This window comes from Flavivirga aquimarina (assembly GCF_030540835.1).
Lineage (GTDB): Bacteria > Bacteroidota > Bacteroidia > Flavobacteriales > Flavobacteriaceae > Flavivirga > Flavivirga aquimarina.
Genome location: NZ_JAUOEK010000084.1, coordinates 121242 through 134645 on the forward strand (window position 1 = coordinate 121242; position 13404 = coordinate 134645).

The following is a 13404-nucleotide window of genomic DNA, read 5'->3' on the forward strand; positions in this document are numbered from 1 at the left end:
TTTGGCTTTAAGAAACAAAGAAACGTCTTGTCGATTGTGTTATATTACGCGTATAAGTAACATCAATTTTGTGCTTTCCTAAAGTTTCAAGAACTAAAGGGAAAGCTGTTTCAATAGAGAAATAAGCAATAAAAATACCACCATTAAAAATTAACTTTTCAAGACTCAAATCAGCAAAAATTTGTTTGAGCTTTTCTCTTTCACAATGGCAATCAATTTCTACGATTAAATGACTTTTAGCGTTTACAACTGTATTTTTATCTTCATTCTCTTTATATAAACCGTTTTTAAGATATATGACTTTGTCAGAGACTTTTTCTACCTCATATAATTGTTGGGAACTTAATATTAATGCAATGGGGTTATTTATAGAATTACAGATAGATTTCAAATCTTCTAAAATTACTTGTTGGGCTAATACGTCTAAATTGGCTAATGGTTCATCTAAAAGCAGTAATTCAGGTTGTCTTAATAATGTTCGTGCTAATTCAAAGCGCATTTTATAACCAGAAGACAGCTCATTCCATTTTAAATGTTTGTAATTCCATAATCCAAAACGAGCAATCATCATTAAAACTCTAGTTTCATTTTCTTGTGGGCTTAAGCCGTAGTTTGATAAAACAAATTTTAAATTATCTTTAAGACTACCATACCATTTTTGAGTTCGTTGCGGGATATATACCAAGTTAGAACGTAAATCATAGTCGTTATTAAATTCCTTATCAAAATTAAATTTTAAATCCCCCTCATTGTGCTTTAGCTCTTTTGCTAAAATTCTTAATAATGTGGTTTTTCCATTTCCATTTTCACCTACTAGCCCATATACGTCTCCCTTATGAATATTGATTGAAATTGGACCTAATTTAAAACGATTAAAACCATAACTTTTAATAAGGTTAGAACCACTTATAACAGGGGTTTCTGTATTATAATCGTCAATTGGAATTTTAGATATTCTATTTAGAATTTGAAGACTTCTTTTTATTAATTCATCTTCCTCATCGGGAAATTTTTCTTTCCAATCAGTTAGTTCTATGACATCGTTATAAACATCTAAGTTTTGAGTATCTATAGCACAATCCATAAGTTTTCGGTATCCTAAGAAAGTGTCTTTGTTTTCAAAAAAAGTAATGACTTCTTTAATTCGTACTTCAGCTCTTGTCATTGTTTATTAATAAGTTATTTGCTTTTAATTCAAGTCTTCATACTTAGATTGTATTACTTGTAGCAATTACGTAAATTTGCAGGCTTTTAAGTTAGAAAACAAGTAAATATAAATACATTTCTATCGTAAAGGAAATGAAAAACAATAAATGAAGAAAAAAGTCGCATTTTATACTTTAGGTTGTAAACTGAATTTTTCAGAAACATCAACTATTTCCAGAAGTTTTACTAATGAAGGCTTTGATCGTGTGGACTTTTCAGAAAAAGCAGATATATACGTCATTAATACCTGTTCGGTTACCGAGAATGCAGATAAACGTTTTAAAACCATTGTAAAACAAGCTCAAAAAGCAAATGCAGAAGCTTTTGTTGCAGCCGTAGGGTGTTATGCGCAATTAAAACCTCAAGAATTAGCAGATGTTAATGGTGTAGATTTGGTTTTAGGAGCTACAGAGAAATTTAATATTACTGCTTTTATCAACGATTTACTTAATGATCCCGATCGTAGTCGAGGGGCTGGGCAAGTACATGCTTGCGAGATAGAAGAAGCCGATTTTTATGTAGGGAGTTATTCTATAGGAGATAGAACTCGGGCATTTTTAAAAGTTCAAGATGGTTGTGATTATAAATGTACCTATTGTACCATACCTTTAGCGCGCGGTATTTCACGAAGTGATACCATGGAAAATGTTTTAAAAAATGCTAAAGAAATTTCTAAGCAAAATATAAAAGAAATTGTGCTTACTGGTGTTAATATAGGTGATTATGGTAAAGGAGAGTTTGGTAATAAAAAACACGAACATACTTTTTTAGATTTAGTTACAGAACTGGATAAGGTTGAAGGTATAGAACGATTAAGAATTTCGTCTATTGAACCTAACCTTTTAAAAAATGAAACAATTCATCTGGTGTCCGAATCCAGAGCTTTTGTTCCACATTTTCATATTCCATTACAATCGGGGAGTAACATCATTCTTAAAAAAATGAAACGTCGTTATATGCGCGAATTATATATAGATCGTGTTTCAGAAATAAAAAAAGTGATGCCTCATGCCTGTATAGGTGTAGATGTTATTGTTGGGTTTCCGGGAGAAACAGATGAACATTTTTTAGAAACTTATAATTTCTTGAATGCATTGGATATCTCATATTTACACGTGTTTACATATTCTGAGCGTGATAATACAGAAGCTGCAGACATGAACGGCGTTGTACCAAATAATATAAGGAGTAAGCGTAGTAAAATGTTACGAGGTTTATCTGTTAAAAAGCGGAGGGCTTTTTACGAAAGCCAACTTGGTAATACAAGAACTGTTTTATTTGAAAGTGAAAATAAAGAAGGCTATATACATGGGTTTACCGATAACTACGTTAAGGTAAAAACACCTTGGAATCCAGAATTGGTAAATACATTACACCATGTAAATCTCACAAAAATTGATGATGATGGCCTAGTAAGATTTGAGTTTACAAACGTACTTTCAAACTAAAAACCTTATTTATATACATATTAGCGCAGGTTTTACTCACTTTAACTTATTTATTATGTAAATAAAATGGCACGGTATATTTTCGAAGCGATTAATCATGCCCCAAATATGAATAAATTACTTTTTATTTTATGCTTTGCACTATTATTTACTAGTTGTTCTGTAGAGGACAATAACATTTCTGTTGTAGGTACATGGAAGTTAACTGCTAGGAATGTAGTGGATGGATTTGATATTAATAATGATGGTACTGTTGATACTAATATCTTAAATGAAGTAGACTGTGTTAACAATGAGACTCTAATTTTTGAAACCAATGGAGTCGTGTCTTCAAATAAAACGTATAACCCAGATATTGATATCGCTTTATTGGATGGTACTACAGATGACTATATCTTTAATGTAACATGCGACGAACAAGGCATTATTGGTTTTGCCACTACATATACTCAAGATATGAATACTGTTACGTTTAATGATAACGAATTTACTATAATTGGTAATCAGTTATCCCGAGAGATTAAAGAAAGCATTAAAATATATAACGAAGATTTTACAGAAATAGTAGCCACCAAAGATTTAACATTAATTTACACTAAACAATAAGTGGATTATAAGTGAATTCATAAAAAAATCCGAAACTATTAATTTCGGATTTTTTTATTAGTTTTTGTTTCAAAAATTAAATTCTTACTCCAACAGGAAGCATACGCTTGTATTTTCTGTTACTTCTTACAAACTTTGCAATTTCAGGGCTAGTTGGTACAACGCTTAAATTACGTTCTTCAATTTGTTCGAAAACAGCTACTAAAAAGTCTTTGCTAAAATCTTGGTCCTTAATCTCTTCTGGAATAACTAGTTTAGTTAAAAAAATCTTCCTTTCTTGTAAAGAGTATTCTATTTTAGCAAGGTGATCATCAACTTTTATTTCAAATTGGCGTAAAAAGTCATTATCAATTAGTTCTGCAGCTTCAACCATGGTAATTTTTGTTTTTATTTCTTAAGGAATCTTAATAATAGTGAGTACTATTTATATAACTTTGTTTTGCAAAAGTACAAAAAAAATGTCATTAATAAAGTTAAAACTAGGTTAATAGCTTATAAAATAAACCGTTAGAGTAAGTTTTGATTTAATTTTAAGCAATTAATCTATTAACCGCTACTATAATTTAAATGAACGAAGAGATCATACATGTTTATTTAATGCCAGGAATGGCAGCTAATCCAACGATTTTTGAACACATTAAATTACCAGAAGATCAATTTAAGATTCATTGGCTTGAGTGGATTATACCAAATGATAATGAATCTATTAGTAGCTATGCTTTAAGAGTTGTAAATAATATAAAACATGAAAATATAGTATTGCTTGGCGTGTCGTTTGGAGGTGTTTTGGTTCAAGAGATAAGCAAACATATAAATGTTAGAAAACTCATTATAGTATCTAGTGTTAAGTCCATGCACGAATTACCCAAGCATATATTATTAGCAAAAAAAACCAAGGCTTATGCATTAATACCAACACAATTAATAAGTAATATTAATTTGCTTATAAAATATGTTTTTGGCGGTAATATAAAAAAGCATATAGAAATGTATAAAAAGTACCTATCTGTTGCAGATAGTAAATATTTAAGCTGGGCTATTAAACAAATGGTATGTTGGGATCAAAACGAAAATATACCAGATATTGTACATATACACGGAGATAAGGATACTGTGTTTCCTATTAAAAATATAACAGGCTGTATTACTATAGCAAATGGCACACATATCATGATTATTAATAAATATAAATGGTTTAACGAGAATTTACCACGTATAATTTTAGAAAATTAAATAAAAATTTTACCTTTAAACAAAACTTATTAAAAATGAAGACAGTACAGAAACTATTAGCGTTTGTGGGATTATTAAGTTTATCGGCTTTATTTATTTATGCCCTTCAGGACGCACCTACGGATGAGAATTTCGAAAAAAAATTAATTAACGATTATAATGTTTATGCATTACAAGTTCCAGATAATTTAAATTTTTCTGGCGAACCGATGCCGCTTAAAAACCCTGATATTTTAGAGCGAATGGATAGAGAATTATTAGTTAATACCTATTGGCAATCTAATGGTTTGTTAATGTTTAAACGTGCTAAAAAGTATTTTCCAATAATAGAACCTATTTTAGAAAAGCATGGTATTCCAGATGACTTTAAATATTTAGCAGTTATAGAAAGTGGTTTAACAAATGCAGTATCTCCAGCTGGAGCTAGAGGTGTTTGGCAAATTATGAAAGCAACAGGGAGAGAAAATGGTTTAGAGATTAATGACAATGTCGATGAACGTTATCATTTAGAAAAAGCAACAGAGGTAGCCTGTAAATACTTATTAAGATCTAAAGAAAAACTAGGTTCGTGGACTTTAGCAGCAGCTGCATATAATGCAGGAGTTGCAGGAGTGTCTAGAAAACTTAAAGAACAAAACGTTTCTAATTATTATGATTTACTGCTTATTGAAGAAACCGGACGCTATATTTTTAGAATAGTAGCATTAAAAGAAATTTTATCGAACCCGGATAAGTATGGTTTTAATTTTAGAGAAAAGGATTTGTATAACAATGTGCCTACATATAAAGTAGAAGTTGATACACCAGTAACAGATTTCTCGAAATTTGCACAAGAGCATGATATTAATTACAAAATATTAAAACTACATAATCCTTGGTTACGCGAATCGCACTTAAACAATAAATCAAGAAAATTATATACAATTGATATACCCGAAAAAGGATATTATCATGCGCAGTAAATAAACAAAAAAAGAGGGTTATTTCCCTCTTCTTTTTTGAGCTCTTACAGAACCACCACTGCCATAGTGTTGATTAGGCATTTGTGAGCGTTTCATATTTTGTTTCATCACTTTTATCTGATCGGTCAACATACCTTGTTTATCCAATTTTTGAGCTTCAGATAGTAGTTTTTGAGCTTCCTGCTTTCTACGTTTGGAAAAAGCTATACCAGATAAATTTAATTTTGCCATCGCCAGATCATGATCCATAGACAGTCCTAAAGAGATCGCCTTTTTAAAATACTTTTCAGCATCATTCATATTACTTTGCGATACCATAATACCATGTAAATAATTATAATAGCCTTGCTGTTTTCTAACTAAAGCAGATTCTGGATTTTTAATTTTGTTAAGCCATTTTTTAGCGCCGTCAAAATCTTGTTTACGTAATCTTAAAAAAGCTAATAAAATAAATTCATTTTTAAAATAAAGGAATATAAAAATTAAAGAAAGTAGTATGAACATAATACCATTTCCTATATAACCTTCAGTAAATTGATATACTGCATAAGCAATAATGCCGATAGCTATAATTAGTTTTATAATTTTATTATACATTTTAATAAGTTTGTAATGTGAATTGACCTTATTCGTATATAATAAATAAAGTCTCCTTAGTTTTAGACTGCAAAGAAACTAAATTTTTATTAAAAATAACTCATAGATATTTAACAAAAAGGATTGATTAACCTTATAAAAAATAAAGGTTTACTAGAATCTTTTTATCAAAAAAAATAATTAAAAATATTTTTTAAAAAATGGTTTGCAAAGTAATAAAGGCTTTGTATATTTGCCCTCGGTTTTGGAGAACGCCCAACCGATAGAAATACTATTCAGATTTTAAAGATACAAGATAATGAGTAAAAGAACATTTCAGCCTTCTAAAAGAAAGAGAAGAAACAAACATGGTTTCAGAGAAAGAATGGCTTCTGCTAACGGTAGAAAGGTATTAGCACGTAGAAGGGCTAAAGGAAGAAAAAAAATATCTGTGTCATCTGAAACTAGACATAAGAAATAATGATTAACAATTGTTGATATTTTAAAGGTGTTACTTAAGTGTAACGCCTTTTTTTATATCTAATGAATATTATTTTTGTAACAAATTATTATTACATTACATAACCAGTAAAAAATGCCAAAAAATTCAAAACTAAAATCGATACTAATAATTGGTTCAGGTCCAATAGTTATTGGACAAGCATGTGAATTCGATTATTCAGGTTCTCAGTCTTTACGATCTCTTAGAGAAGACGGAATTGAAACGATTCTTATTAATTCCAATCCAGCAACTATCATGACAGACCCTTCTATGGCCGATCATGTTTATTTGCTCCCTCTTAATACAAAATCCATTATCAAAATTTTAAAAGAGCATCCACAAATTGATGCTGTTTTACCAACTATGGGAGGACAAACAGCTTTAAATTTATGTATAGAAGCTGATGAAAAAGGCATTTGGAAAGATTTTGGAGTTGAATTAATAGGTGTAGACATTAATGCTATAAACATAACAGAAGATAGAGAACAATTTAGAGAATTGATGGGAAAGATAGGTGTGGCTATGGCTCCACAAGCTACAGCGACCTCTTTCTTAAAAGGAAAAGAGATAGCACAAGAGTTTGGTTTCCCATTATGTATTCGTTCTTCATTTACTCTAGGAGGAGCAGGTGCCGCAATTGTTTATGAAGAAGAAGATTTTGATAAATTACTACGTCGCGGATTAGAAATTTCTCCTATTCATGAAGTCATGATTGACAAAGCCATGATGGGTTGGAAAGAGTATGAATTAGAATTACTTCGTGATAGAAATGACAATGTAGTCATTATATGTTCTATAGAAAATATGGATCCTATGGGAATCCATACAGGAGATTCTATTACGGTGGCTCCAGCAATGACTTTGAGTGATACTACGTTTCAAAAGATGCGTGATATGGCTATTAAGATGATGCGTAGTATTGGTGATTTTGAAGGCGGATGTAATGTGCAATTTGCTGTAAGTCCAGATGAAAAGGAAGATATTATAGCTATCGAAATAAACCCACGTGTATCGCGTTCCTCAGCATTAGCAAGTAAAGCAACGGGGTACCCTATTGCTAAAATAGCTACAAAACTTGCTATTGGTTATACTTTGGATGAATTAGATAATCAGATAACTAAATCTACGTCGGCTTTATTTGAGCCAACTTTAGATTATGTTATTGTAAAAATTCCACGTTGGAATTTCGATAAATTCGAGGGTTCTGATAGAACATTAGGCCTACAAATGAAAGCTGTTGGAGAAGTTATGGGGATTGGGCGTTCTTTTCAAGAGGCCTTACATAAAGCGACCCAATCTTTAGAAATTAAAAGAAATGGTTTAGGGGCAGACGGAAAAGGTTACAAAGATTACAACCAAATTATAGATAAACTTACCAATGCTTCTTGGGATCGTGTTTTTGTTATTTATGATGCAATTGCCATGGGAATTCCACTAAGTCAGATTTATGATATCACAAAAATTGATATGTGGTATTTAAAGCAGTATGAGGAATTATTTCAATTAGAAAAAGAAATATCTACATATACTATTGATACGCTTGATAAAGATTTATTATTAGAAGCGAAGCAAAAAGGATATGGAGACCGTCAGATTGCACATATGTTAGGCTGCTTAGAAAGTCAAGTATATAATAAGAGAGATGAGTTTAATATTCAGCGTGTATTTAAGTTAGTAGATACTTGTGCTGCTGAGTTTACAGCCAAAACACCATATTACTATTCTACATTTGAAAATAAGGTTGAGACTGCTTCAGGAGAAGTATACACTCATAATGAAAGTATTGTAAGCGATAAAAAGAAAATTGTAGTACTAGGCTCAGGACCGAATAGAATAGGACAGGGGATTGAATTTGACTACTGTTGTGTTCATGGTGTTTTAGCAGCTGCAGAATGTGGTTATGAAACGATTATGATTAACTGTAACCCGGAAACGGTTTCTACAGATTTTGATACTGCCGATAAATTATATTTTGAACCTGTTTTTTGGGAACATATTTATGACATTATTCGTCATGAAAAACCAGAAGGCGTTATTGTTCAATTAGGTGGGCAAACAGCATTAAAATTAGCAGAAAAGCTAACCAAATATGGTATTAAAATTATTGGAACCAGTTTTGAATCTTTAGATTTAGCTGAGGATAGAGGAAGCTTTTCTAGCTTATTAAAGGAAAACAACATTCCTTATCCAGAGTTTGGAATTGCAGAAAATGCAGATGAAGCTCTTGAGTTAGCAGATAAATTAGATTTCCCTATTTTAGTAAGACCATCCTATGTTTTAGGAGGACAGGGGATGAAAATTGTTATCAATAAAGAAGATTTAATTGAGCATGTCGTTGATTTATTGAGAAGAATGCCTAATAATAAATTGTTATTAGATCATTATTTAGATGGAGCGATTGAAGCCGAAGCCGATGCCATTTGCGATGCAGATGGGAATGTTTATATTATTGGAATCATGGAGCATATAGAACCATGTGGAGTACATTCTGGAGATTCTAATGCCACTTTACCTGCATTTAATTTGGGAGATTTAGTTATGCAACAAATCATTGATCATACACACACCATAGCCAGAGCATTAAACACAGTTGGGTTAATCAATATTCAGTTTGCGATTAAAAATGATATAGTATACATTATTGAAGCGAATCCTAGAGCTTCCAGAACCGTGCCTTTTATAGCTAAAGCTTACAAAGAACCGTATGTAAACTATGCAACAAAGGTTATGTTAGGAGAGAAAAAGGTAACAGATTTTAATTTTAATCCTCAGTTAGAGGGTTATGCCATCAAACAACCTGTATTTTCTTTTAATAAATTTCCAAATGTAGATAAGAGGTTAGGACCGGAAATGAAAAGTACGGGAGAGAGTATCTTGTTTATTGATAGCTTAAAAGATGATGATTTTTACGATCTGTATTCTAGACGAAAAATGTATTTGAGTAAATAAAATGCATTCGAAATATTAAATAAAAAATCCGCTTTAAGCCTACCGTGCCTGCACTTTTTACCTTTTAGATAAAAAGTGCAGGCACTATGTTTTGAAAATTTAAAAGATAAGCGATTGTTGAATAGAGGAAATTCTATTCTCAATCGCTTATTCTATATGACGTACATGTCACTTTCATTATAGCCTCTGTCTTTATTGTTGGGAAGTTATCAGAAGAACATTGGATCTAACAGTTTTTCTAGTACATTAAATGTAAGTAGATATTGTTTAAGTAGTGTTATCTTTTTGTTTCTAACTAATGGTTGCTACACAAATATGTCTTCTTATTACTTAGTATTTTGGTATTTAAAGTTTAAGGAGTTCTTTTGTTTAATCTAAAAATTCTCCGACCCATGGGTCGGGGTTTCCAATTAACCTCTCCTTTGGAGAGGTCAGAACTGCAAAAAAAAGGCAGTTCTGGGTGAGGCAAAATAACAAAATTCGATTTTTGCCTCTATAAAGGCAAAATGAAACTGGCGAAATACCCCTATGGCTTGCGGGATAGTCAGTTTCAAGAATTTTTTTATTAAACTTAAAAAAAACAAAGCTATGAGTAATTAAAACATAGAGCTTTTCTTTTTTAGGAGTAGTCATATTGTTTTCAAAATCCTCCCGATTCTTTTATTACATTATTGATGATACCGAAATAGGGGCACCTATAATTCTGGTAATTAACTTTAATAAATATAATATGGTGCTAAGCTTCTTTTTTTTCAAAGATCTTTTTCTATTTTGAATTCATAAACAACTTTGACCTTTATCTTTTTTAGCTTTTATATGTATTGAATTGTTTTTTTAGGACTAACTATAAATTACTATATAAAAAAACGATTATATATACTTAAGGAAGGTTACAAATCCATATTAAGTATCCAAACCTGATTCATTCTTTTAGCTAGCGATGAAATGACTAATTTTTTATAGGTCTGTTTAATACTAACTCGAAAATACTTAATTCTAATACTTTGTGTTTAATTGATGGACTTTGAATTCTGTTTTTTCATAATTCAAAGTTGATTTGTGTAACTCTAAATCTCTCAATTTAATATCCAATCTAAAAGTCGTAAGTACACATTATGCTAGTTGCCTTAAAAAAGGAAGAATAAAAATCTAGTTTTATGACCTTTTATTTATATGTAAATCTCAAAATATGGGTTAAAATGTTGCATGCGACTACATAGTTGTTAGGAAAAGCGATTAAACTTAAGTGCAATGTAGGAATTGAGTGTTTTATGTAAAAATAATTTTATTACATTTAATGTGTGAAAATAATAAAAAATAGTACGATTTAATCCCTAAATCTAAACGTGTTTTTTATAATATTACTTCTACTTATGGTTAATACTGTTTCTACTACAATTAAAACTTTATCATTACTAAATGTTGGTTATACCACAAAGTATATAAAAGATAATATTTTATCTCATCCAGAGCATTCTAGTTTATTAGCAATTATTGATACTTTAAATAAGTACAAAATAAAAACATTGGCAGTAAATATTAGTTTCGATAAACTAATCGAAATGCCGCTACCATGTATTATTCAGGTTCAAATCAATAGAAATTCTTTGTTTTTTGTTCTTGACAAAATTGTAGGGGATACCATTTCCTATTATAATGATAAAAACAAGTATGAAACTATTTCCAAAAATGAGTTTGTAAAAATATGGACAGGTGTTTGTTTACTTATTGAAACCTCTGTAGAGTCTAAAGAACCAGGTATAGAAAAAAAACTTTCAGACAAAAGATTTTTTAATTCATTAACCGTCAGTGCTTGTTTTTTACTTGTTTTTTGGGTTATTTATAGCTATCTTAATTCAGAAGCTGTTTTAGATATTCCTTCTATATTAACAACAATATCATACACCGTTTTAAAAATATTAGGACTCACTGTAGGTGTATTCCTTTTGTGGTTTGAAGTAGACCAATACAACCCTACATTACAAAATTTTTGTTCAGGAGGAGATGCAAGCAGTAAAGTGAATTGTAATGCTGTACTTGGCTCAAAGCATGCGAAACTTTTCCAAGAAAGCTTAAGTTTAAGTCTTTTAGTTTTTTCCTATTTCTTTAGTACGCTTATTTATTTGTTAATCAATAATTTTTCTGCAAGTTCAATATCCATTTTAAGTTTACTAAGTTTTATTTCACTCCCCGTTGTCATAGCATCCATTTACTACCAAGCTTTTGTTATTAAACAATGGTGTAAGTTTTGTATCATAATTCAAATAGTTATAATTACAGAAATTGCATTGTCTTATTTTGCAGAGTTTTTCCATACATTCAAAGTATTTGACACATCTTTATTAGGGTTTTTGTTTTTAATTCCGATAATATCTTGGAAATTTTTAAAACCGTTACTGGAAAACCAAAAAGAAACTAATTTACATAAGCGAGGCTTAAAAAAAATAAAAAACAACTCTAATGTTTTAGAAGGTTTATTAGTAAAGTCTAGAAAGATAGAAACTAAACCAGAAGGTCTAGGTATTTCTATAAATAATACGACTGCAAAATACCATATTATAAAAGTTTGTAATCCTTATTGTGGACCTTGTGCCAAAGCACATCCAATATTAGAAGAATTGGTTAGTGCTGGCAAAATAAGTTTACAAATACTTTTCAATGCTAGAGCAGATAGTAAAGACAACAAAGCGAAACCAGTAAGTCACTTTTTAGCTATTGATTCTAAAGGCGATAAAAAGAAAACCCAGCAAGCATTAGATGATTGGTATTTAGCAGAACAAAAAGATTATGAAGCTTTTGCTAATAAATACCCCATGAATGGTGAATTAGAATTACAAAACAAAAAAATAGAAGCTATGCGTGCCTGGTGTAATGCCGAAAATATAACACATACCCCTACTATCTTTATAAATGGTTATGAATTACCAAAAGAATATAGTGTTAAAGATTTAGTAGACGTGTTGCAATAAAATAAAAAGCCCAAAGCCTTTTCGCGAAAGGCAGACCAAAACTTAGATGGTCTTTAAATGTTCAAGATAAATATAATCATAAAAAACTGTTGATAAAGAAAAGCTTCTTAGGTTCTGAGTATTTAGTAAGGGGAGACTATGATAAATATAATTGGAAAGTAACGAACGAGACCAAGAAATTAAGTGATTATTTGTGCCGCAAGGCTCTAACAAAACTTAGTTATAAAACTAAGAGTGGAATGTTTACATTGAATATTATGGCTTGGTTTACTAATCAAGTTCCAACACCTCAAGCTCCAAAAGATTACTTGGGCTTACTAGGTTTGACCCTTGAACTCCAAGAATGTGCAGATTCAATTCATGATGCAAACAGCGATTATATAAAAGGAAGAACCTATTATGTTTCGAATATGGAACTAAATAGTGAGCAAAACATTGATATTAAACTATTGAATAGTAAAAATATATTGACAGAAGATGAGTATAAAAAATCGTTGAAAATTAAAAAGCCCAAGCATAGACTTAGGACATAAACAAATACCCTTTTCGCGAAAGGCAGACACAAACCTTGAGTGTCTTAAATTGTTCAAGGTATTTAATTAATTATTAATAATTTTTTATTATGAAAAAATTAAGTTTAAAAAATTTGAAGTTGGGAGCTGATGATATGCTACAACGCAACCAATTAAAATCTGTTTTAGGAGGCTATGGCTTAGGTGAAGGTGCCTCTGAAGGTTGTGAAGATTATCAGGGTATAATCGAGTGTATTTGCCATTTTCCACCATATCAAAATTTTGGAATTATACCTTGTGCAGATTGCGCGTGGAATTGTTCATCCTAAGGATAATTATTTATTAGTAGAAACTTGCCAATGGTAGGTTTCTACTCTTTTTAAAATGAACTTAATAATATTAATAAAACCCAAGAAGCCATAGATGATTGGTATATGGCAG

11 protein-coding genes and 1 pseudogene are annotated in these 13404 nt (G+C 30.6%); 9 read left to right on the forward strand and 3 right to left on the reverse strand.

What is annotated here, in order from left to right:
• Nucleotides 1-7: 7 nt before the first annotated feature.
• Nucleotides 8-1165: an ATP-binding cassette domain-containing protein gene (locus tag Q4Q35_RS07905; RefSeq protein WP_303277423.1), complete on the reverse strand. Its 1158-nt coding sequence runs from the start codon at nucleotides 1163-1165 to the stop codon at nucleotides 8-10.
• A gap of 148 nt (nucleotides 1166-1313) precedes the next feature.
• On the opposite strand from Q4Q35_RS07905, the gene mtaB reads away from it, so the two are divergent.
• Entirely contained in the window at nucleotides 1314-2654 is a 1341-nt protein-coding gene (gene mtaB / locus Q4Q35_RS07910) for a tRNA (N(6)-L-threonylcarbamoyladenosine(37)-C(2))-methylthiotransferase MtaB (RefSeq protein WP_303277424.1), read from the forward strand.
• Nucleotides 2655-2720: 66 nt separating this feature from the next.
• The gene (locus Q4Q35_RS07915) at nucleotides 2721-3260 is read left to right on the forward strand and encodes a hypothetical protein (RefSeq protein ID WP_303277425.1); all 540 of its coding nucleotides are present in this window, start codon (nucleotides 2721-2723) and stop codon (nucleotides 3258-3260) included.
• Nucleotides 3261-3336: 76 nt separating this feature from the next.
• On the opposite strand, the gene Q4Q35_RS07920 is transcribed toward Q4Q35_RS07915, so the two are convergent.
• Nucleotides 3337-3633 carry an N-acetyltransferase gene (locus tag Q4Q35_RS07920; RefSeq protein WP_303277426.1) on the reverse strand — a complete coding sequence of 99 codons (297 nt, stop codon included), beginning with the start codon at nucleotides 3631-3633 and terminating at the stop codon, nucleotides 3337-3339.
• Between the two features lie 194 nt (nucleotides 3634-3827).
• On the opposite strand from Q4Q35_RS07920, the gene Q4Q35_RS07925 reads away from it, so the two are divergent.
• Nucleotides 3828-4493, forward strand: coding sequence for an alpha/beta hydrolase (locus Q4Q35_RS07925; protein ID WP_303277427.1), 666 nt, complete (start codon nucleotides 3828-3830; stop codon nucleotides 4491-4493).
• Between the two features lie 35 nt (nucleotides 4494-4528).
• Complete coding sequence (locus Q4Q35_RS07930) at nucleotides 4529-5455, forward strand: lytic transglycosylase domain-containing protein (protein ID WP_303277428.1); 927 nt, start codon at nucleotides 4529-4531, stop codon at nucleotides 5453-5455.
• An 18-nt stretch (nucleotides 5456-5473) separates the two neighbouring features.
• Here the strand turns inward: Q4Q35_RS07930 and Q4Q35_RS07935 are convergent, their stop codons facing one another.
• Nucleotides 5474-6052, reverse strand: coding sequence for a tetratricopeptide repeat protein (locus Q4Q35_RS07935; RefSeq protein WP_303277429.1), 579 nt, complete (start codon nucleotides 6050-6052; stop codon nucleotides 5474-5476).
• A gap of 298 nt (nucleotides 6053-6350) precedes the next feature.
• Here Q4Q35_RS07935 and rpmH point away from each other — a divergent pair, with 298 nt between their 5' ends.
• The 5 genes and pseudogenes from rpmH to Q4Q35_RS07960 all read left to right on the forward strand — a co-directional run bounded on the left by rpmH (nucleotide 6351) and on the right by Q4Q35_RS07960 (nucleotide 13292).
• Complete coding sequence (gene rpmH / locus Q4Q35_RS07940; protein WP_092133229.1) at nucleotides 6351-6512, forward strand: 50S ribosomal protein L34; 162 nt, start codon at nucleotides 6351-6353, stop codon at nucleotides 6510-6512.
• Nucleotides 6513-6626: 114 nt separating this feature from the next.
• Nucleotides 6627-9482 carry a carbamoyl-phosphate synthase large subunit gene (gene carB / locus Q4Q35_RS07945; RefSeq protein ID WP_303277430.1) on the forward strand — a complete coding sequence of 952 codons (2856 nt, stop codon included), beginning with the start codon at nucleotides 6627-6629 and terminating at the stop codon, nucleotides 9480-9482.
• 1373 nt (nucleotides 9483-10855) lie between these two features.
• Nucleotides 10856-12451, forward strand: coding sequence for a vitamin K epoxide reductase family protein (locus Q4Q35_RS07950; RefSeq protein WP_303277431.1), 1596 nt, complete (start codon nucleotides 10856-10858; stop codon nucleotides 12449-12451).
• A 62-nt stretch (nucleotides 12452-12513) separates the two neighbouring features.
• Nucleotides 12514-12984, forward strand: a pseudogene (locus Q4Q35_RS07955) (GLPGLI family protein); the annotation flags it as partial.
• Between the two features lie 89 nt (nucleotides 12985-13073).
• Nucleotides 13074-13292, forward strand: coding sequence for a hypothetical protein (locus Q4Q35_RS07960; protein WP_303277432.1), 219 nt, complete (start codon nucleotides 13074-13076; stop codon nucleotides 13290-13292).
• Nucleotides 13293-13404: the final 112 nt, after the last annotated feature.